Here is a 20,695-nt window from a genome sequence, read left to right as displayed (position 1 = left end):
GATGATTCTATCACGGCGCAGGTTAAGCAAGTTGAATTAAACAGAAAGGAATGAGAACATCTCCAGAAAGAATGCTGGATGAGTCCTCTCAACTTCGGAAAATCTAGTTTAGTCTATCATGAAAGCGAAATCATTCGCCCCAACGTCAAAACTGGCCGGTGAGCTCTTTCAAAAACGTTGGGAGAGCAAACGAGGCCCTGTGAATCTCAGTATTGTAGTACCTCAGAGGCGCCCCGAAATCAAGCACTCTTTCTTCATCGTAATCCTTCAGCGGATCGACCTCTTTCGAACCGATGGTATAGGTCCACATTCCTGAAGGATAAGTAGTCATGAAGCTGGTGTACATCTTCGAAACAGGGAAGACCGAGGAAATTCTATTGTAGGCAATAGCCACCCATCCCTTGTCGTAGAAAGGATCCTCGGTTTCGGCACAGAAGATCCCATCTTTTCTCAGAGCCTTGTAACAATTCGAATAGAACTCTTTGGTGAAGAGATGACCCCCTTCACCGGCCGTCGGATCGGTAGAATCGACAATAATTACGTCGAAGTAATCCTTGTTCTTCCTGACAAAGTCGGCACCGTTTTCATTTATGATCGATGCCTTCGGGTTGTCCAGTTCGACAGACATTTCCTTCAGGTGAAGTTTAGCCGCATCGATTACATAGGGATCCACTTCACAGAGAATCGCTTCTTCGACCGAGGGGTGTTTAAGAACTTCCCTAAGACTTCCCCCGTCGCCTCCTCCGATTATCAACACCCGCTTCGGATCGGGGTGAGTGAAGAGCGGTACGTGAACCAGCATCTCGTGATACATGAATTCATCGGCTTCAGTGAACATCGTTATGCCGTCCAGAACAAGAACCATACCGAACTCGGGATGCTCGAAAATATCTATCCTCTGAAATGGGCTCTGAAATGAATAGACGAGTCGCTTCATTTTCATGAAGAGTCCTGCGTTTCCTCCTGTGTAATACTCCATGTACATAAGATGATTCAGTGTTCTCAGCTCTCTATCTTCCATTTCTACACCTCCGAATTATCAGCACAATTGCTTCATCGATCTCGAACGCACCACTGTTTATTCAATCCTACTCCTTGTCTTCAGTCATCCAATGCCATCAAGAGCCGGACTATCCGAGCAATGAGGCCAAATGATTCTATCACTTTGATTAAGGAAGAGTCAAACTTGTGTAATACCATTTCCAGAGGCTCATTTGACAACTGTGTTGATTTTCCACACTCTTCGTCATTCGGTCGCATCCTGATGGTAGAATTAGGAGTAAAGACTTTCCCTGACAGGAGGCCTTCGAATGTTCTTAAGGCAAGACATGGGTATTGATTTGGGAACTGCCAACACTCTGGTCTATGTGAAAGGCCAGGGCGTAGTGACTAATGAACCCTCAGTTGTTGCGATTGATGTGAATTCCGGAAAGATCCTTCAGGTTGGCCTGGAGGCAAAGAGAATGGTTGGAAAAACACCGGCCAGTATCGTTGCTACTCGCCCGCTGAAGGATGGAGTTATTGCAGACTATGATATTGCGCTCGCCATGCTGAAGTATTTCATGGGTAGAGCGACTGGAAGGCGGAGCTTTGTCAAGCCGAGAATAGTCATCGGAGTGCCTTCGGGAGCGACGGAAGTTGAAAGAAAGGCAATTGTCGATGCAGGAATGGAAGCCGGAGCAAAAAAGGTATTTCTCATCGAAGAACCGATGGCAAGTTCAATAGGCGCCGGTCTGAATGTTGAAGAACCGACCGGCAATATGATAGTTGACATCGGCGGAGGAACAACTGAGATAGCAGTGATCTCTCTAGGAAGCATAGTCTTGAGTCAGTCAATAAGAGTCGGCGGAGATGAAATGGATGACTATATCGTCCAGTACATCAAAGAGAAATATAGACTCATGATAGGTGAAAAGACGGCGGAGCGAATCAAAATGGAGATAGGAAACGTCGTTGAAACGGAGGAGGCCGATAGCTCTTACGCTGAGATTGTGGGGCTTGACCTCAATTCGGGACTGCCGAGAAAGATATCTGTCTCGGGCGCCGAGGTTCGTGAAGCGATTGTAGAACCTGTTGCTAGAATCGTAGAAGCTGTTAAGCTAACGGTGGAGAACACACCTCCCGAACTTATTTCGGATATCGTTCAAAGCGGCATAGTCATCGCCGGCGGAGGTTCTCTCCTCAATGGGATGCAGGAATTGATTCAGAGAGAAACCGGTATTACGGTTGTGATCGCCGACGATCCCTTAACCTGTGTAGCTAGAGGAGCCGGTCAGGTTTTGGAGAGAGTTTCTATACTTGAAAGACTTGAAAAAGGCAACTTGAGATAGGGAGAGACTTCTCAGGTGAAGTTCGCTGAAGCGGCGGTAGTAATCCTAATGATTTTTCTTATCCTATTATCATTGCTGGAAGTAACTGGAATGAATAGAAGGGCATCCGAATTATTTGATGATGCCGCCTTACCATTGATAAACGTAAGGGTAGATATTGAAAACTTCTTTAGAGCCGTCTTCCAAACAAGGAGCATCGATAGGGTCATCAGGGATCTCAATAGATACGCAGATTCTTTCGCTGACAGGTTTGAATTTCCTGTACCCATGAGAGTCGCCTTCTTCAGCTTCGAGAGAAATAATATGGCAATCATGACTACTGACAGGAGAGCGTCCCAGGGTATTCCCGTTGCCTCGATTTTTTCGTCAACAATCTATGGCATAGTGAAGAGCTCGAATGAAGGTTACCTTATTGTTTCACCCTTGACGTCTCCCGGAGTCAGGATTTCAGCCTCGGTCGATAGAGAGGGAAAGGTTATCGAAGGGGCCGTCTACTCTAGCGCCGGCAGACTGTATTTTTCGACTTTCGATCCCTACTATCTGGCCGAAGGCGATCCTGTGAGAATAGCCACAACCGTTCCGGGATATGGCTACTACAAGGCCATGAACCTTGATCTGATCGGTGAAATCTCCGGCCCACACGGAAGCGATTATCTTGTGAAGCCTCCCAATGTGTTTGGCGACTACTTCATCTATCTGGAGTGGCAGGAATGATCTGGCTTCTGCTAATAATTCCGGCCCTTTACCTGGATCTTGGATTCGGAGATCTGATTCCTCTGTACCCGGCTTATCTCACGTTGCTCGTCTTTCTTCCGACGAGAAACATCCCCTTCGCCCTATCACTTGCTCTGCTCCTGTCCTGGATAGTCGGGATGGCTCTTTCCGGGATCAGTATGGTTGTTGCCCTTGCAGTTATCGTTACCTTTTCCACGATGGCGATCCACGGCCGCTACAGGACACCGAGTTTCGGCACTCTCACATCGGCTTTGCTGGGTCTTGCAGGAGTCTTTTTCGCGGGCACGGGCTTTGGAGTCCTTATTCCCTTTTTCATAACATTTCTTGTCCTTAGGAGGTTGAGTATTGAGGACTAAGAGGTTCGACCTTTTCTTCGTACTTTTTCTTCTCACGATCGGTTTTTTCATATATAGACTCTACGACTACCAGATAGTCAATTTCGAGAAGTATGCCGAGCAGGTCGAGAGTATAAGCCGCCGGTCAATCTCCATACTGCCTCCAAGAGGGATGATTCTCGATCGAAACGGGATCCCTATGGCATGGGACGCGCCCTACTATGAAATAAAGAAGAAAGTGGTCTTTCTTCCAGAAGATCTGAAGAGAATGATAATTGATTCATTCGATGACAGGGAGAAAGCGGAAACACTTCTTAAGCGTCTTGAGATCTTCGGCAGCGTTGAGACGAGCCTTCCCGCAGCATTAGCAGTAAGGCTAAACGACTACCCTGAATTGGAGATCTCCGAGAGAATCATAAGGTACTATCAGGACAACCCGGGGATAGCGCACGTTGCAGGCTACATCAAATTTGACGGAGAACCGGTTATGGGAATCGAGAAGCAATACAATGAGCTTCTGAAAGGAACTCCCGGCGAGAAACTGATACGTGTCGATGCACTGGGAACACAGATCAGTCTTGAGGGCGAAAGGCCTCCCGTCGCTGGAAAGGATCTGAAAATCACGATCGACTCCCAGCTCAGCAGGTACATTTACGATTTAATAGACGAAACGGGAAAGAGCGGCGCCGCAGTCGTTATGAAGACCGACGGAGAGGTTCTCGCTCTCGTCTCCGTACCGAGTTTCGAGAACATGTTTTTCACGAGGGGAATTTCAACAAGGGATTGGGAGCGCCTTAATCTGGATCCTTCGAGACCCCTGGTCAATAGGGCTGTGACTCCCTTTTCGCCTGGCTCCGTGATCAAGCCGTTCATTGCCATGGTGGCTCTGGCTGAGGGAACAGACAGTAAAAAAGAGATCGATTGCGGGGGCATCTTCCAGTACAAAGACAGCCAGGGCGTAGTTCAGGGAGTCTACAGAGATTGGAACCTTTATGGACATGGAAAGACCGATCTCGGGAAGGCCATTACCGTTTCCTGCAACATCTATTTCTACCAGCTTGGACTGGAGCTAGGAATCGAGACTCTCGATCGATACGCCAGGATCTGGGAGGTTTTTGAACCTACCGACATCGATCTGCCCGAAGAATCGGTCGGACTGATGCCGTCGCCCGAGTGGAAACGCGAGAACCTTGAAGAGAGCTGGTTCCCCGGAGACACGATCCAGATATCGATAGGGCAGGGATATCTAAGCATCACTCCTCTGCAACTGGCGAGAATGACCGGGGAGATCGCGATGAGGGGCAAAGAAATCATTCCTTTTGTCGGTTCAAAGCAAGAGAGTGAAAGATCGGTAATCGAGCTGGGAGAAAGCGACTGGGATCTTATCATCGGCGCAATGGGAGATGTCGTGAGCAAGGGAGGAAGTTCGGCCGATGCGGGAACCGCTTATTCCTCTTTCAGAGACTTCGCAGAGACGGCCGCTGGAAAGACCGGAACCGCCGAGCAGGGTGGTTCAAAGCCGACTCACTCCTGGTTCACAGGATTCATGCCGCTTCACGAACCTGAGATCGTTGTAACGGTCCTCGTTTATGAGGGGGGCTACGGATCGGGATTGGCCACTCAGATATCGAGAAAGATCATGGATTACTACATTGAAGAATATGCCCGGTAGAATCATTCTACCGGGCTTACAAAACTCAATTCATCTCCAAATCTGAAGGAAATCCTTCTTTCTTCAAAGAAACCTGCTATTCTTTCGACTTCATCCTTCCTAACGGCGATTACTGAGACAACTTTGTCGGTATAATCGACTTTCTGCAAAGAGAAATCTCTGTCCTCCCGAAAGAGTCTAGTGAAATCGTTCCACTGGCTGTAAGCCATCTCTGCGATCAACTCTAAACCCGGACAGAACATAACAGGTTTTGCAGCCTTCAGAGCCTCCAGAGCAGTCTCACCATAAGCATCTATCAGACCTCTTATTCCCAGCTTCACGCCACCGAAGTATCTCGTGACCACTACTACTACATCCTTAAGTTCTAGACGATCGATGGCTCCCAAAATTGGTTGCCCGGCAGATCCGTGAGGCTCTCCTGCATCCGAGTAGTTGGCGACTTCCCTTCCAGGAAGGGAAATGCGATAGGCCCAACAGGAATGGCTGGCACTTGCATGCTCCTGAGATACAGCCTTGATGAAAGACTTCGCCTCTTCTTCAGTCTCGCATCTCTGGCTGCTACCAATAAACCTTGATCTCTTAACGTTGATCTCAAAGTTTCCCGTTTCAAGAATCGACTTACTACAACCCATTATTCTCCTCTGGACAGCTTGTCAATGAAGTCCATCGAGGGTCCAAGAATATAATTGGCATCGGCCAGAGTCTTCTCGTACACTTCCAGCCTCTTCATGAACTCGTAGAAATCGGGGTCCCTGTTGTAAGCATCGGCATAGACCGCCAGAGCCCTGGCGTCTCCAGTTCCAATAATGATATCCGCTTCCTTCTGAGCAGTAGCAATCATTATCTGGGCTTCTTTATCAGCCTCGGCCCTCAATTTCTGAGCCTCCCTGTTTCCTTCGGCTCTGATGAGAGAAGCCTCCTGAATTCTTTCGGACTTCATTCTTTCGAAGACCGCGTTTCTATTCTCATCCGGCAGATCGGCTCTCTTCACGCGAACGGAGATGATCTCGATGCCGAAGTCCTTCATGTCGTTTGCGGCCAGTGTTGTGATCTCATCGAGAACGTCCGTTCTCTTGCCCGATATTATGTCGTCGTAATCGAGCTTTCCAAAAGTATTCCTTACGTGCGAATACACGACGTCGTCAATTCTGGTAAGCGCGATTTGCTCTGACTTCATTGTCTCTATGAACTTCCTAGGATCGACTATTCTCCAAAGCGCGAAAGTGTCGGTGAGGATTGTCTTCTTGTCCTTTGAGTAGATCCTTTCGGCATCGACATCGTAAATCTGGATTCGCTTATCGAATTTCCTTACGTTATCGATGAAAGGAGTCTTTGTGTACAGACCAGCCTCTGTAACCGATTTCTGAATCTCTCCAAATCGCAGGACTACTGCTTGCTCAGTTTCATCAATTATGAAGAAGAAACTTGGAAGTAGTATCGCGGCGATTACCACGAGGATCGCCACTGGAATAATAAACTTGTACTTCATCATCTCACGCTCCCTTCAAGCTCAAGGAGTTTAAGCAGACTGCTCTGGTCGAGTACGACCGTTTTGCTTGTTTCTCCCAGCAATTTGCCCAGAGTCTCGAGATACATCCTCGTTCGAGTGACGTCCGGTGCCTTTTCGTACTCCTCGAGAATCGAAAGAAATCTCTCGGCTTCACCCTCGGCATTGAGAATCCTCTCCTGAGCATAGCCTTCTGCGTCTCTAGTCATCTGAGCCGCCTCACCTTCGGCCTTTGGAATCAGATCGTTTCTGTATTTTTCGGCCTCATAGATGAGCTTTTCCTTGTCCTGCTTGGCGCTGTTCACATCGTCAAAGGCAGTTATAACCTGCTTTGGAGGGGCAACTTCCTGCAGGAAGACGTTCTTGACGATAATTCCGGTGTTAAGCCTGTCAAGCTCCGTTTGAACCCTCTCTGCAGTCTTTGTGGAGATAGTGTCCCTCTCCGTTGTGAGGATCGAATCGATGGTGCTTGAAGCTACTTCCTCTCTGAGCACCGACTCAGTCGTGAATTTCACGATGTCCGCGTCATCCACTATGTTGAAGGCGAGTTTTACGGGATCTCCAATATAGTACTGGACAACCAGTTCTACCGACACTATGTTCCCGTCTCCGGTTAGCATCAGAGCTTCATTGGCCAAAGTCTGGTAAGTACCCGTTCTGATCGTCATGAAACCGATTTCCTGCTTCCTGAGATTTGAAGTGTCAACTATGACGGCATTCTCAAACGGAAAAGGCAGATGATACCCAAGTCCCGGACCCACAGTACCTGTATACTTGCCAAATCGCTTGATTAGCCCAACCTGGTCGGGTCCAACCAGGAAAAAACCGCTCAAGAAATAGACCACCACTATTGCTGCGACTATCAGCAGCACGAAGAGACCGGACCATAAAAAACTCTTTCTTGGGCCTCCGCTGCCGGGAATATTATCTTCAGGCTCTTCAATTCTTACATCAACCATTATTCAACCTCCTTCCAGATTTCTATCTCGGTTCTTAGATCTACGCCAGTAGACTCCCTAACTCTCTTCTTCACTATTTCTACTAGAGCCACGACGTCGCTCTGACTAGCGCTTTGCTTATTCACTATGAAACCGGCATGTTTCGCCGATACTTCGGCCCCTCCTACTCTCAGAGACTTCAGGCCGAGCCTTTCAATGGTTGACCCGACGTAGAAATCCGGCCGCGGTCTCATGAAGACACTTCCGGCACTCGGTTCCTCGAGCGGCTGTTTCTCTAACCTCTTTCCGAGAATCTCCGTCATTCTCCTTCTGATTTCTGACTTTTCTCCGCTTTCAAGGGAGAACTCCGCACCGAGCACTATTCCACCTCCGGATCTGAAAATACTGTTCCTGTAGGAAAAGCCGGCGGATTTTCCATCGATCTCGATCAATCTACTCTTATCATCAAGATATAAGATCTTCGTAACCCGCTCTCCGATCTCCCCACCGAAGGCACCGGCGTTCATCAATACCGCTCCTCCAATGGAACCGGGCAGACCGGCCAAGAACTCCATACCCGTGAGTTCTTTCGACAAACAATGCCACAACAGAGAATTGACACTGGCTCCGGCCTCAACAAGAACTCTCTCACCGGACGATTTAACCAGATTTAGATTTCTTGTCGATACTACTACCCCTTCATAACGATCAGGACAGACGACATTCGAACCGCCGCCGATGATCCTGTACGGAATTTTCTCCGACCTCAAAAAGCCAATTGTCTCTGAAAGTGATTCGCAGGAGTAAGGCGAGACGAATACACTGGCAGGACCACCGATCCTGATCGTTGTGTGCCATTTCAGAGGCTCGTTAAGCCTTACGTCCGCCCCAAGCATGTAGAGTGAGCCGAAGTAGTCAATCAATTCTCTTCTTGCCATTGATAAAGCCTTTCAGCAATCTCCTTGCCATTGTGTAGACTCAAGAGGTAATTCTTCAGTTCATGTCTTTTCGAGAGAATCGAGTGAATACCCTCTAGAACGAAGGCTTTCGTCGACTTGTCAGTCATCTTATCTTCATACAATCTTGCAAGCGCCTTCACCGCGACCGAAGAATTCGTGCTGCTGAGGGCCATTATCAATTGGTCCCGCAGTTCGGAATCACCGTTTTCATCTAGAAGCAAAACCAGAAGGTCCACGACATTCTCTCCTTCTCCCAGGCGAGCCAGCGCTTCGTATATGATAATTTGCGATCTCTCGTCGCTGTAATCTCTCAACATTTCGTAAAGATACGGCACCGCCCTTTTGTCTCCAATCTCACCGGCGAGATCTGCGAGATACAGTCTAGAGACTGGATCGATTTCCTTCGATCTCATTTTCTCCAACAAGAGCGGAACAACGGTATCACCCATCTGAAGCAGAGCTTCAAAACAGATTTGCGCTGTCTCGCTATCCTCGCTTACTAGAAGTTCAAGAAGCACCGGAACGGCCTCTGTTCCCTTTTCGTCGATAATTCTGTTTATCAAATCTTCTCTATTCATGCTTCACCTCTACTCTTACTCTGGAATCTGGCCACTCATCTCCTCAATTTCCCTTTCCTTTGAGGGACCGTGAAGCTCTTCAATCCTGGAGACTGTCTTTGAGCCAACCTGTTCCTTCCTGACAACAAAATGCCTGTCTGCAATTAGCGCAATTTGAGGAAGGTGCGTTATTACGATAGTCTGAATCTCGCTCGAGATCTCCCTGAGTTTCTCCGCGACTACTGTTCCCAACCTCTGGCCGACCCCGGAATCAACTTCATCGAATACTATTGTCTCAAGATCCAGCTGGTCCTTCAAAGCAGACTCCAGAGCCAGCAAGAATCTTGATAACTCACCACCGGAAGCGACTTTTCCTATCTCCATGAACTCCATTCCCGGGTTAGTCTTTACCATCATCGTAACCCTCGAAATTCCATAACTCCTGGGAATCTCCTCTGGCTGGAGAGTGAATCTCAGCTCCGCACCCTTCATCCTTAGATCCTCAAGATGCAATTTGATTTGCTCTTCTATCTCCTCAGCCCTTGCGGCTCTCTTCTGATCAAGGACCAGTCCGGTCTTCTTCATTCTGACCAAGAGATCCTCTTCGAGTCTCTTAAGTTTCTCTTTCCTCTCCTCGAGCTCTTGAAGTGCGCCGAGCTCCCTCTTGAATGTTTCGAGCCTCGAGAGAATCTTTTCAGCGGAATCTCCGTACTTCCTCTTGAGACCTTGAATCAACGTCATCCTGTTTTCGATTGCTGTAAATTCCTCGTCGTCAATTTCGAGCGAGTCTCTCTCCTCTTCGACCATCGAGTAAAGAGAGTCCAGTTCCTCAAGGGCAATCTGCAGATTTTCATGCCATTTCTTATATCCAAAATCCTCTATCCGTTCTATGATAGTAACTGCATCATTGAGAGAGTTATATACGGAAAGCTCGCCGTCCTTCAGGATCTCTCTCAGTTCCTGAAACGTATCGATGAGAGTCTGGGCGTTTCTGTATCTGGTATACTTCATCTCAACGACCTGGTCCTCCCCCGGCTGAAGCTCTGCCTGCTCAATCTCACTTATCTGAAAGCTCAGGAAGTCCTTTTCTCTTTCAATCTGAGCCGGGTCGACACTGAAAGAATCAAACTCCCGTCTCACCTTCATAAACTCCCCATAAAGCTCTCTATACTGATCTAGAATCTCCTCTCCCCTGAGGGCATGATCGAGAATCACATGATGTTTCGATTCATCAAGCAAACCTACGCTGCTGTGCTGAGAATGGATCTCCACTCTGTCGCGAAAGGCAGTCTGGACTATCTGCCTCGGAACCATCCTTCCATTAATTCTATAGATTGTTCTCTGCCCGGTAAAACTAACGGTTACAAGGAGCTGATCTCCATCGATTTCTATCCCCATCTCTTTAAGTCTTGACGATAGAGAACTATCGACTTCAAAGTTTCCCTCGATGCTTCCCGCATTGTCGTTGTCCCACTGTGGTGGAAAGCCAAGGACTGCCCAAAGGGCCTTCAGAAAAATCGTTTTGCCGGCACCAGATTCTCCGGTTACAGCATTCATACCGCTAGAAAACTCAACATAGAACTCCTTGAAAGTGAGAAAATCATTTCCTGCCAGCGACAGCAGCATACTTTCCTCCATTTTCGCAATAGATCGGCCTCTTTATACTAATCTATCTATCAATCTATTATACTATTGATCAATTGCACCTTCAGTAACTCCGATTTGCGTTGCGGCACACTGAGCAAGAGATTCGCGAGCGCCTTGACAGTCACGGTTGCACTCCGTATAATGTTCACTGTGACGCATTAATTGGAGGTTATTAATCATGAAAAGAACATACCAGCCATCTAGAGTCAAGAGAAACAGAACACACGGCTTCCTTGTCAGATCCAGAACAGTCGGCGGCCGAAAAGTGCTCGCTAGCAGACGAAGAAAGGGAAGAAAGAGACTTTCTGTGTGAACCTGAAAGACCAGTCCCTGAGCAAAAATGAAAGGCTAAGAAGGAAGGCAGACTTCGACAGAGTCTTCAAAAAGGGAAAATCAATAGTTGACCCTTTTTTTGTTGTATTGTATGTGAAGAATGGTCTGCCTTTTTCTCGTATTGGAGTATCGATAAAACGGAAATTTGGAAAGGCGAACTTGAGAAATCGACTCAGAAGACTGGTTAAAGAGGTCTATAGAACTAATAAATCAGCGTTTCCCAATGGGTGTGATATACTTTTTATTGCAAGAAAGGATCTATCCGACCTGTTTAAGAAGAGAAAAGTTGGATTCATTGATATGTTGCCTGTTGTTATACGAATCGCTGAGAAAATTGGAGAAACGTCCGATGAAAAAGATACTGCTGTTTCTGATAGATTTCTACAGAAGAAAGATCTCACCTAGAACCCGCCCCAGATGCAGGTTTTATCCCACTTGCTCAACATACGCATATGAGGCAATTGAAAGATTTGGAGCCCTCAAGGGGCTCATTCTCGGAACATGGAGAATATTAAGATGCAATCCCTTCAATCCAGGAGGCTTCGACGAAGTACCAGATCACTTCACGCTATTGAGGAGGCACGAAAAATGAGAAGAGCGATAATTCTGACTCTAATCTTTATTACTTTATTCACGCTCTCTGTATCGGGCAAAGAGCTTCTAACTCAGGAAGGAACCAGCACGCTCATAGTCTCGGGCAAGACGCTTAAGGTGACTCTAGATACTGCTAAAGGTTTGATTCTCGGAGTTACTAGTTATGCCGATAACAAGTCCGTCGAATTTTACGTCTACAATGAAGCTCTGGGGAAAGACGGCTTCAACATTTTCGATGCGGAAGGCAACGAGCTTCTGCCCACTACGTTCTCATACAGGAAGGATGTCGATGGAAATGTCATCGTGACCTTCAATTATGAGCAAGGCAACAAGTCTTTTATCATTCTTAACAGCCCATACTATGATTTCAAAGTCGAGCTTGATTTCAGTCAGAAGATAGAGGTCGCTCTGCCATTCATCTCGTACGAGAATCAAACGCTTGGACCGGATTCCTCATACTACTTGACATATGATAAATTCAGCGGCCAGAAAACACTCTTTGCCATAACTTCTATGCAGGGAAGCTTCAAGTTCCAGAGGTATGTGGCGGAGAGCGGTAGAGGTCTTCTCGAATCATTTGCCGGTCCAATGAGGTTGATACACATTAAACAGGCTCTTCCTCAACAATACGATGCAATAGTCAAGGATCTTCAGGATTTTGGGGGAGTGACCTTCTTCTCCTGGATCTATCACGGGATAGTATACTTCCTATTCTGGCTATATCAGTGGTCTGGGAATTTTGGTTGGGCGCTGATTCTCTTCACAATTGTGACGAGATTCATTCTCTATCCTCTCTATCATATCCAGACCAAATCTATGCTTATGATGAGGATGCTCCAGCCGGAAGTGGATAGAATCAAGAAGAAGTACAAGGATCCCAAAAAGCAGCAGGAAGCAATGATGGCTCTCTACAAGGAAAAGGGTTACAATCCTGCCTCGGGATGTCTTCCAATACTTCTTCAATTACCCGTCCTTATCCTTCTGTACAATGCAATAAGGTATTTCAGTGAAGTGATGGCATATACGCCGGGCTTTCTCATATGGAAGGATCTTTCCGTTGGAAACTTCGTGCAGAACATACCGTTCATTATTATCACGGTGGTCGTAGGAATATTCAGTTCGTTACTCACGGCTCAGGATGCCAGATCGGCAAGATCAGGAGTCATTATGCAGGTCATATTCCCGATACTGTTTGCCACATTCCCCTCTGGTCTCCTGCTGTACTGGACCACTCAGAGTGTACTTCAGCTCTTGATAAGCTGGGTAGTCTACAAACGACATGGAATAAAGGGGCTGACTTTGAGGCAGATGCTCGGTTTGCCGGAGAAACCTGCGAAGTAGATGGAGATACGCTCAGGAGGTGTTAGTCGAAATGAAGCCAGTTGAATACAGGGCCGAGACAGTCGAGGAAGCAATCAGATCAGCTCAGGCAGATCTCGGCGCTTATGATGATGAAATTGAAGTTTCGGTCAAAGAGAAAGGCTCTAAAGGCTTTCTCGGTATCTTTGGATCGAAAGAATCGGTTATTGAAGTAACCTTGCTTGATAAACACTGGGAGAGAAAACTTCACGATTTCCTGAAGGGAATCCTGAAAAGCTTCGACGAAGAGACTTTCTCCGAAGTCAAGCTTGTCGGAAGAACTTACAGAGTGAAAATCGAAGGCGAGGAAGTCGCAAGACTCATAGGGAAACATGGAAAAACAGTTGCCGCGCTGCAGCATATACTGAACATCTATGCAAACAGAATGGCTCCGACAAAAGTCAATGTCACCGTGGACATAGGCGATTACAGACTTGAAAGAAAGAGGCTGGTTGAAGAGATAGCCCACAGAACGGCGAAGTCCGCTCTAACTAAGAAGATCAAGATAGTTATGGAACCCATGTTTGCCTTCGAGCGCCGGCTGGTTCACGAGGTAGTCTCTCAGTACGAGGATTTGAAGAGCTATTCCGTTGGTTTTGAGCCTTACAGAAAGGTCGTGGTCGAATATAGCGAGAGAAAGTTCTCTTACGACAGAAGATCAGATTCAAAGAGGAGGCGCTATGACAATGTCAGACAAAATTCTGATAGGCAAAGCGCTTGAAGTCGAACCACAGCTCTTCGACAATGAAAAGGTGAAGAGCGTTGCCAAGCGCGTATTGATAGGAAAGGCACAAGGTGCCTCTAATTTCGTGATGAGGTTGTTTACAGTCGGAGAGGGCGGATACAGCCCTCACCACAGCCATCCATGGGAACACGAGGTATTCATTCTAGCCGGTGAAGCAGGAGTCGTAACTGACCAGGGCGAGGTAGAAGCTCCGGCTGGGAGTTACGTTTTCGTTCCCTCTGGAGTGAAGCATCAGTTCAAGAACAGGGGAAAGGGGAACCTCGAATTTATCTGTGTGATTCCATCTTCGGCAGATGAGGAATAGAATAGATACAGTTGATAAATAGAATTTGATGCGAAGGAGGAACCGACATGCCGTTTTACAGATATAAGTGTGAAGACTGTGGAGAAGAAACCGAAGCCTTCCAGAAAATGTCCGATGAACCCCTAACGGTTTGCCCAGCCTGCGGTGGCCATCTGAAGAAACTGCTGAACAGCGTGGGAGTTGTTTTTAAGGGTGGGGGCTACTACAGCACAGATTCAAAAAAATCTTCGACAGCTGATAGCAGCAAGAAGCCTTCAACTTCTAATAGCAAATCAGAATAATTAAAAGACATCTAAGCCAAGGTAAGGAACTGCGTTTGTTGAGAGAGGGGAAAACAGCCCCCTCTTTGCTTTTTCGTAAGCAACCATGGCAATCATGGCAGCGTTGTCCGTGCAAAGATCGACAGGAGGAAAGTAGGCCCATATTCCCGTCTCTTCAGACAGCTTCTCTGCTCTATCTCGCAAGAGAGAGTTAGATGCGACTCCACCTGCAAAGGCAATCTCTTTAAGACCTGAGTCGCCAGCAGCATCAAAGGCCTTCGTAACAAGTGAATCGACTATCGCTTCCTGAGCCGATGCTGCGACATCGTAGACAGATGCAGAGGGATTCTTCCTCAAGAAATAGAGAACGGAAGTCTTGAGACCGCTGAATGAGAAGTCGAAATTACCCTTTTCTTGAAGTGGCCTGGGAAAGTGATATAACACCTTTCCCTTCTTTGCGGCCTCCTGTATCGCCGGACCTCCTGGATAACCCAGTTCAAGCAACCTTGCAATCTTGTCAAATGCTTCGCCGGCCGCGTCATCTCTGGTCTTGCCTATCAACTCGATTCTGTCCCAGTCCCTCAAGACAAGGATCTCAGTATGCCCGCCCGATACCAGAAGCACCATGAAAGGAGGCCTGAGAAAGGGATACTTCAGGAAGTTCGCGTACACATGTCCATAGAGATGGTTTATCCCGATGAAGGGTCTGTTCGTCGAGAGAGCCAGCGCCTTAGCGAAGGAAAGACCTACAAGCAACGACCCGACAAGTCCGGGGCCCATTGTGGAAGCGAAGACATCGATGTCATCTAGTGTCAGATGGGCTTCTTCAAGAGAACTTCCAACGATTTTGTCGATGATCTCGAGATGATTTCTCGCCGCGATTTCCGGCACTACTCCTCCAAATCTGCTGTGGATATCTATTTGAGAGGAGACTACAGAAGAGAGAAGGTGGCCATCATCAATGATGGCCACCGCTGTTTCATCGCACGAACTCTCGAGAGCCAGAACTTTCATCAGGCAGATTCTCTCGAGATTATCTCCGGAGAAGAGTTATGGACTATGACGTCTTCGTTGATAACGACCTTCTCCACATTGTTCATAGTAGGAATGTCATACATTATATCAAGCATCACCTGCTCCATCACGCTCTTCAGAGCCCTGGCTCCAGTTCCTCTCTTCATAGCTCTTTCGGCGATCGCAGTCAATGCCTCTTCGGAGAATTCGAGCTCGACGCCATCGAGTCCGAGCAACTTCTCGTACTGCTTCAGAATGGCGTTTCTCGGCTCGCTCATTATTCGCTTCAGATCCTCTACGTCGAGATCGTTCAGAGCAGCCAGTACTGGAAATCTACCCACGAATTCTGGAATCAGTCCGTACTGAATGAGGTCATCGGGTACTACCTGCTGAAGAACCTCACCAAGTCTTAGCTGGTTCTTTCCTTTGACCTTCGCGCCAAATCCCATGGAAGAATCAAGAACTCTCTGCTTTATAATGCTGTCCAGTCCGCCAAAAGCTCCACCAACAATGAACAGAATGTTGCTGGTGTCCACTTTGATGAACTCCTGATAAGGATGCTTCCTTCCGCCTTGAGGAGGAACATTCGCGACGGTACCCTCTACAATCTTCAACAGCGCTTGCTGCACTCCCTCTCCAGATACGTCTCTCGTAATGGAGGGATTGGGCGATTTTCTTGCTATCTTATCGATCTCATCGATGTAAATTATCCCTAGCTGGGCCTTTTCGACATCGTAGTTTGAAGACTGAAGAAGCCTTAGAACGATATTCTCGACGTCCTCACCAACGTACCCCGCTTCTGTAAGCGGTGTTGCATCTGCAATAGCGAACGGAACATCGAGAATGCGAGCAAGGATTCTGGCGATAAGCGTCTTTCCTGAACCGGTAGGTCCAACCAGCATAATATTTGATTTCTCAATCTCAACGTCGTCCACATCGTTGAAGACCCTCTTGTAATGGTTATAGACTGAGACAGAGATAGTCTTTTTCGCGTTTTCCTGACCGATTACGTACCGGTCAAGCTCCTTCTTGATATCGGCAGGAGTCGGAAGCTTCTTTCCTGGCTCTTTCCTTGCTTTCTGATCCTGCTGAATAATGTCGTAAAAAAGGTCTACACATTCATTGCAAATGTATCCTTCAGTTCCAGATATTAGCTTTTTAACCTGAGCGGCTGGTCTTCCGCAAAACGAACAGTGTCTTTCAAAAGGCAAAACTTTCCCTCCCATTAATTGCTGTTTTTATTATACACTGGAATAAGATAGCTCGCACGCGGAGGTAATGGATGAATGCTCTTATTATAGACGGATACACCGATGAGCCGGCGGCCTTCGGAGTACCACCGTACATCTCGCCTAGAATACGTGCAATTGCCGGTGCCTTTCTGCTTAAAGGCTGCGAAATCGACTACCTTACTATTGACACAGTCAGGAGAAATGACCTTTGGCAAAAAGGAAACGACTATGACTACCTGATAATCTACGGAGGAGTCACTACTTCAGGAAGATACATAGGCGGAACGCCTATTGCCAGCTCGGAGATCTCGAAGCTTCTACAATCCAATTCCGATACCTTAAGGATAGTTAGCGGTCCCGTAGTATCGGTAGGCTACACTCTTAGAGGAGGAACAACAGCCTTCACTCCCGACTTTCGAGGAGCCGATCATCTTCTGAGAGATGAGTTCGAAGTCGCAGCTTTTCTTGGGATCACATCGAACGAGTCGAGATATTCTCTTCTGAACAGACTATATGTGGAAGGAGCCGAAATTATCGCTTTGCATCCCTCCTACCCGGAAGTGGTAATCGAAATCGACATATCCTCAGGTTGTGAGAGAAGCGACGGCTATTGCTCGTTCTGTACTGAATCCCTTCTCTACGGCTCTTTCGAATGGAGAAGCATCGAAGGAATAGTCCAGGAGTTCGAGAAGCTCAGAAGCATAGGCGTAAAGGCTATTAGATTCGGAAGAAGCTCAAACGTAGTTGCTTATGGATATGACAGGAGCAGAGGCAGACTTGATCCTGCGCTCCCCGAAGAGCTGTTCAAGTCAGCCAGAACGATACTTGAGCCTGAGGTGCTTCACGTAGACAACGGGAATCCGATTTTCATTGCCGCTCACCCCCGCGAATCGAGAGCAGTCATCGAATCGATTGTGAAATACGACACCGCAGGCGATACAATTTCCTTCGGTGTGGAGAGCTTCGACAAAGAAACCCGAAAAAGAAACAACCTTGGTGGCAGTGTCGAAGATATAATATTCTCGATAGAGCTGGTAAATGAAATCGGGAAGAAAAGAGTTGATGGGATACCCAAGCTACTACCGGGAATAAACCTGCTTTATGGTCTTCCCGGACAGAACCGCAACAGCTTCCAGACGGATTATGAACATCTTGCAAGCATTCAGCGGAAGGATCTTCTTCTGAGAAGAATCAACATAAGACAGGTCATGGTCTTTCCCAACGCAAGAATATCGAGAATGGCAAGGCCGAAAGTAGATCACAGGTTGTTCGAAAAACACAAGCGGCGAATAAGAAGGGAAATTGATGCCGAAATGCTAAAGAAAGTCTTTCCGGTAGGAGCGGTTGTCCGGGGAGTAATTCCTGAATTCAGCGAAGGTCTGATTCACTTCGGCAGACCGCTAGGAACATATCCGATTCTCCTCGGTACACCGGTCGCCTTTGAAAGTAAGACTGATTTTGCAGTTATTGATCACGGTATGAGATCGATAACGGGTATACCGGTTGGAACAGAGCTCAATGATCTGGGGGAGAGAGAGCTGAAATTCCTCCCCGGAATCGGAAGAGACAGGGCGAGAACTCTAGTCATCAAGAGACCGAAGGCGGTGGGAGAGCTTTTGCCGATTGTCGGCCCAGAGGTATTAAAGACGTTATCTTTGATCAAGACAAAACTAGGAGGAAAATGGCTGTGAAACAGAGAGTCGTTATAGTTACAACGGGAGGCACAATTGCCATGGTAACCGATCCCGTTACAGGAGCTTCAGTTCCAGCTCAGGGTATGAGCAAACATGTGGCTGACGTTGACGGACTGGAAGAGGTCGCCTGCGCCGAGCACCACGAGTTCTCGAACATCCCCAGTCCATACATCAACCCCGAGACGATGTGGAGACTCTCGAAAACGGTACAGAGGCTTCTAGATAGAGAAGAGGTGTGTGGCGCCGTAATTACACACGGGACGGACACGCTTGAAGAAACGGCCTATTTTCTTGACCTTACTGTCAGAAGCGAGAAGCCGATAATCTGCACCGCTGCAATGAGAAATATCGATGAGATGGGAACCGACGGCCCCAGAAATGTTCTCTCTTCAGTAAGAGTTGCCGTCAACCCTCTTGCAGTCGGAATGGGAACTATGGTCTGTTTGAACGACGAGATTCATGCCGCCAGAGAGGTCACCAAGACCTACACAAGCAACGTTGCCACTTTTGACTCCCCTGGCCATGGACCCCTGGGAATTGTCGATGAAGACTCAGTGATTTTCTTCAGAAAACCATTGCTCAGAGCAGTGTTCAACGTCGACAACATCGAATCGAAAGTAGCCCTTGTCAAGACCTTCACCGGCGATGACGGTTCAATCCTTAGAAGCCTGCCCGAGCTGGGCTTCAAAGGGGTAGTTCTTGAGACTTTCGGAAGGGGTAATGTGCCGGTAGAAGTGTATCACGTAGTAAAATACCTAATAGAAGAGAAAAGCGTTCCTGTAATTATTACTTCAAGGTGCTTTAAAGGCCGTGTCCTTGGAGTTTATGGATATGTTGGAGGAGGAAAGAGTCTGGCCGACTTAGGTGCAATTTTCGCACAGGAGTTGTCCCCGATCAAAGCTAGAATCAAGTTGATGGTCATAATGGGAATCACAAATGATATGGCGGAGATTGAGAGGCTCTTCAAACTCCCTTTGAAGGGGGCATAATGTGAGTCGAGAGATTTTAAAGAAACCTCGTTTTCAAGCTGCGCTGTTCACGCTGTTCTACCTGGCTATCTGTTTCGCTGTGTTCTCCGTTTCACTGAGGACTGCCGTGATTCTCTTTGCGACGTTCACCGTGGTTATGGTACTTGAGCCGTGGGCTAGATTTGCGCAGCGATATTTGAAAATCAAGCGTTCGATCTCGCTTGGCATAGGATTAACGGTAATTTTTGCAGGTTTAGTACTGCTTATCGTCTTTCTTACGACTCCTGTGGCAAAAGAAGCATCCAAATTCTACAATATTGTAAGAGATTTCTTCCCTTCCGTTCAGGAGGCTGAAATTACCTCTTTCGAAGTGAATGCGAACATCGACAGGTTTCTTTCCGATGAAGATCTGCTGGAAAAGCTTTCCGCCGAAGAGATCGAATCTCTTGATCTGGTCTCTAAAGATTTGAAAGACTACTACTCGGATCTGTTGAAACCGCTGCCGTCCAATGCGGGAAACCTGGAAAAGGATCTCTCCTTGCTTGAGGAAAGCCTGAAGGAGAGAAGCGACTATCTTGTGATTATAAGCAGCAGTAATCGAAGACAGCCCCTTTTCGATGAGATAGTCGGGATTGTATCGAAATATCTGAATCCCGAAGCGACGGAATCGCTTTCAACTAACGTCATGGACAATGCAATGCTGGTTCAGTCGCAAGAACTGTGGAAGGATGTAGTTGAATACTTCATGCCGAAGAACATCGATCCGGCAAGGAGGAGGGCAACTTACGAAAGCGTAAGAAATTTCCTCATTCAGGTGCAGAACAGCCTTATGAAATTCCTTCCGGGGATACTGGAAAAGGTGCCCAGTTTCGTAACGAGTACGGGGCTGGTATTATTCTTCACAATAGTGGGTGCAATCTATCTAAGCTACTACTTCCTCTCGGTCAAGGAGTTCACGCCGAAGTTCTACCCGAAAAGAGTACGCGGCACCGCATTGAGTTTCCTGTCCGATACTTACAAGAATCTCGAAAGGTATGTGATTTCGGTAGTCGTGATTGCCCTGATTGTCGGCGTGGTGGTCGGCATAGTGGTCCGGTCAATGGGTCTGAAGTACAGTCTCTTGATGGGCCTGTGGGCCGCCTTTACCAATCTTATACCCATCGTGGGAGTCCCGCTTGAATTCATTCCACTCTTCCTGTTGGCCGTTTCCACTCAGAATCTCGTTCTCGTTCTCGTGCTTCTGATAATCCTGGTGATTGTTCACGCGGCGGCCTTCATCCTTTTCCTTGTATTCATGAAAGGCTACAATAGAATCAACCCGGTAATAATCATCTTGATGATCGTTGTGGCAGGACAGCTGCTGGGACTTTTTGGAGCGATTGTGGCCGTACCGTTTGCAATAATCCTGAAAATGATGTGGATCCACTTTTTCTCACCGATGCTTGAAGAAGAAGATTGATTCAGCGGGTTTCCGGGTAAAGCGATATTCCGTGCCGACGATTTGTTGAAAAG

At 47.4% G+C, this 20,695-nt stretch carries 23 protein-coding genes; 14 read left to right on the top strand and 9 right to left on the bottom strand.

Annotated features, from left to right (window positions below; all coding sequences use genetic code 11):
* Positions 1 to 145 precede the first annotated feature (145 nt).
* Entirely contained in the window at positions 146 to 1,021 is an 876-nt protein-coding gene (gene speE / locus Y697_RS03465) for a polyamine aminopropyltransferase (protein ID WP_121550282.1), read from the bottom strand.
* Between the two features lie 289 nt (positions 1,022 to 1,310).
* Here speE and Y697_RS03460 point away from each other — a divergent pair, with 289 nt between their 5' ends.
* Genes Y697_RS03460 through Y697_RS03445 form a run of 4 tightly spaced genes read left to right on the top strand, consistent with a single transcriptional unit; the run spans position 1,311 to position 5,072 of the window.
* Positions 1,311 to 2,330, top strand: coding sequence for a rod shape-determining protein (locus tag Y697_RS03460; RefSeq protein ID WP_121550281.1), 1,020 nt, complete (start codon positions 1,311 to 1,313; stop codon positions 2,328 to 2,330).
* Between the two features lie 15 nt (positions 2,331 to 2,345).
* Entirely contained in the window at positions 2,346 to 3,044 is a 699-nt protein-coding gene (locus tag Y697_RS03455; RefSeq protein ID WP_121550280.1) for a hypothetical protein, read from the top strand.
* Positions 3,041 to 3,421, top strand: a complete 381-nt coding sequence (locus Y697_RS03450; RefSeq protein WP_121550279.1) for a hypothetical protein — start codon at positions 3,041 to 3,043, stop codon at positions 3,419 to 3,421. Before Y697_RS03455 ends, Y697_RS03450 begins: the two co-directional genes overlap by 4 nt.
* Complete coding sequence (locus tag Y697_RS03445; protein WP_121550278.1) at positions 3,411 to 5,072, top strand: penicillin-binding transpeptidase domain-containing protein; 1,662 nt, start codon at positions 3,411 to 3,413, stop codon at positions 5,070 to 5,072. Before Y697_RS03450 ends, Y697_RS03445 begins: the two co-directional genes overlap by 11 nt.
* Positions 5,073 to 5,074: 2 nt before the next feature.
* Here the strand turns inward: Y697_RS03445 and Y697_RS03440 are convergent, their stop codons facing one another.
* Genes Y697_RS03440 through Y697_RS03415 form a run of 6 tightly spaced genes read right to left on the bottom strand, consistent with a single transcriptional unit; the run spans position 5,075 to position 10,659 of the window.
* Positions 5,075 to 5,704, bottom strand: coding sequence for a YigZ family protein (locus Y697_RS03440; protein ID WP_121550277.1), 630 nt, complete (start codon positions 5,702 to 5,704; stop codon positions 5,075 to 5,077).
* The gene (gene hflC / locus Y697_RS03435) at positions 5,704 to 6,561 is read right to left on the bottom strand and encodes a protease modulator HflC (protein ID WP_121550348.1); all 858 of its coding nucleotides are present in this window, start codon (positions 6,559 to 6,561) and stop codon (positions 5,704 to 5,706) included. The genes Y697_RS03440 and hflC overlap by 1 nt, the downstream gene beginning before the upstream one ends.
* Positions 6,561 to 7,538 (bottom strand): FtsH protease activity modulator HflK, encoded by a 978-nt coding sequence (gene hflK / locus Y697_RS03430; protein WP_121550276.1) that lies wholly within the window; start codon positions 7,536 to 7,538, stop codon positions 6,561 to 6,563. Before hflK ends, hflC begins: the two co-directional genes overlap by 1 nt.
* Entirely contained in the window at positions 7,538 to 8,455 is a 918-nt protein-coding gene (murB, locus tag Y697_RS03425; protein ID WP_121550275.1) for a UDP-N-acetylmuramate dehydrogenase, read from the bottom strand. Before murB ends, hflK begins: the two co-directional genes overlap by 1 nt.
* Positions 8,437 to 9,054 (bottom strand): HEAT repeat domain-containing protein, encoded by a 618-nt coding sequence (locus tag Y697_RS03420; protein WP_121550274.1) that lies wholly within the window; start codon positions 9,052 to 9,054, stop codon positions 8,437 to 8,439. The genes murB and Y697_RS03420 overlap by 19 nt, the downstream gene beginning before the upstream one ends.
* A gap of 15 nt (positions 9,055 to 9,069) precedes the next feature.
* A complete protein-coding gene (locus Y697_RS03415) occupies positions 9,070 to 10,659 on the bottom strand; it encodes a DNA repair protein RecN (protein WP_121550273.1) in 1,590 nt (529 codons plus the stop codon).
* A gap of 199 nt (positions 10,660 to 10,858) precedes the next feature.
* Between Y697_RS03415 and rpmH the strand changes: the two genes are divergently transcribed.
* Genes rpmH through Y697_RS03380 form a run of 7 tightly spaced genes read left to right on the top strand, consistent with a single transcriptional unit; the run spans position 10,859 to position 14,296 of the window.
* Complete coding sequence (gene rpmH, locus Y697_RS03410; protein ID WP_102819356.1) at positions 10,859 to 10,993, top strand: 50S ribosomal protein L34; 135 nt, start codon at positions 10,859 to 10,861, stop codon at positions 10,991 to 10,993.
* Entirely contained in the window at positions 10,990 to 11,418 is a 429-nt protein-coding gene (gene rnpA, locus Y697_RS03405; RefSeq protein WP_121550272.1) for a ribonuclease P protein component, read from the top strand. Before rpmH ends, rnpA begins: the two co-directional genes overlap by 4 nt.
* Positions 11,363 to 11,605 (top strand): membrane protein insertion efficiency factor YidD, encoded by a 243-nt coding sequence (gene yidD, locus Y697_RS03400; RefSeq protein ID WP_121550271.1) that lies wholly within the window; start codon positions 11,363 to 11,365, stop codon positions 11,603 to 11,605. The genes rnpA and yidD overlap by 56 nt, the downstream gene beginning before the upstream one ends.
* The gene (yidC, locus tag Y697_RS03395) at positions 11,602 to 12,948 is read left to right on the top strand and encodes a membrane protein insertase YidC (RefSeq protein ID WP_121550270.1); all 1,347 of its coding nucleotides are present in this window, start codon (positions 11,602 to 11,604) and stop codon (positions 12,946 to 12,948) included. The genes yidD and yidC overlap by 4 nt, the downstream gene beginning before the upstream one ends.
* Before the next feature lie 31 nt (positions 12,949 to 12,979).
* Entirely contained in the window at positions 12,980 to 13,687 is a 708-nt protein-coding gene (gene jag / locus Y697_RS03390; RefSeq protein ID WP_121550269.1) for an RNA-binding cell elongation regulator Jag/EloR, read from the top strand.
* Positions 13,653 to 14,015 carry a cupin domain-containing protein gene (locus tag Y697_RS03385; protein ID WP_121550268.1) on the top strand — a complete coding sequence of 121 codons (363 nt, stop codon included), beginning with the start codon at positions 13,653 to 13,655 and terminating at the stop codon, positions 14,013 to 14,015. The genes jag and Y697_RS03385 overlap by 35 nt, the downstream gene beginning before the upstream one ends.
* A gap of 47 nt (positions 14,016 to 14,062) precedes the next feature.
* The gene (locus tag Y697_RS03380) at positions 14,063 to 14,296 is read left to right on the top strand and encodes an FmdB family zinc ribbon protein (protein ID WP_121550267.1); all 234 of its coding nucleotides are present in this window, start codon (positions 14,063 to 14,065) and stop codon (positions 14,294 to 14,296) included.
* Here Y697_RS03380 and tsaD read toward each other — a convergent pair whose 3' ends face one another.
* On the bottom strand, positions 14,297 to 15,289 hold the full coding sequence (gene tsaD / locus Y697_RS03375) for a tRNA (adenosine(37)-N6)-threonylcarbamoyltransferase complex transferase subunit TsaD (protein WP_121550266.1): 993 nt from the start codon (positions 15,287 to 15,289) through the stop codon (positions 14,297 to 14,299). It abuts the gene before it with no gap.
* Entirely contained in the window at positions 15,289 to 16,515 is a 1,227-nt protein-coding gene (gene clpX, locus Y697_RS03370) for an ATP-dependent Clp protease ATP-binding subunit ClpX (protein WP_183083686.1), read from the bottom strand. The genes tsaD and clpX overlap by 1 nt, the downstream gene beginning before the upstream one ends.
* A gap of 56 nt (positions 16,516 to 16,571) precedes the next feature.
* On the opposite strand from clpX, the gene Y697_RS03365 reads away from it, so the two are divergent.
* Genes Y697_RS03365 through Y697_RS03355 form a run of 3 tightly spaced genes read left to right on the top strand, consistent with a single transcriptional unit; the run spans position 16,572 to position 20,642 of the window.
* On the top strand, positions 16,572 to 18,212 hold the full coding sequence (locus tag Y697_RS03365; protein ID WP_121550264.1) for a radical SAM protein: 1,641 nt from the start codon (positions 16,572 to 16,574) through the stop codon (positions 18,210 to 18,212).
* On the top strand, positions 18,209 to 19,204 hold the full coding sequence (locus Y697_RS03360) for an asparaginase (RefSeq protein ID WP_121550263.1): 996 nt from the start codon (positions 18,209 to 18,211) through the stop codon (positions 19,202 to 19,204). The genes Y697_RS03365 and Y697_RS03360 overlap by 4 nt, the downstream gene beginning before the upstream one ends.
* Position 19,205: 1 nt before the next feature.
* Positions 19,206 to 20,642: an AI-2E family transporter gene (locus Y697_RS03355; protein WP_121550262.1), complete on the top strand. Its 1,437-nt coding sequence runs from the start codon at positions 19,206 to 19,208 to the stop codon at positions 20,640 to 20,642.
* Positions 20,643 to 20,695: the final 53 nt, after the last annotated feature.

Source organism: Mesotoga sp. BH458_6_3_2_1, assembly GCF_003664995.1.
Taxonomy (GTDB): Bacteria; Thermotogota; Thermotogae; order Petrotogales; family Kosmotogaceae; genus Mesotoga.
This window is presented reverse-complemented; position numbering and strand designations above follow the sequence as displayed.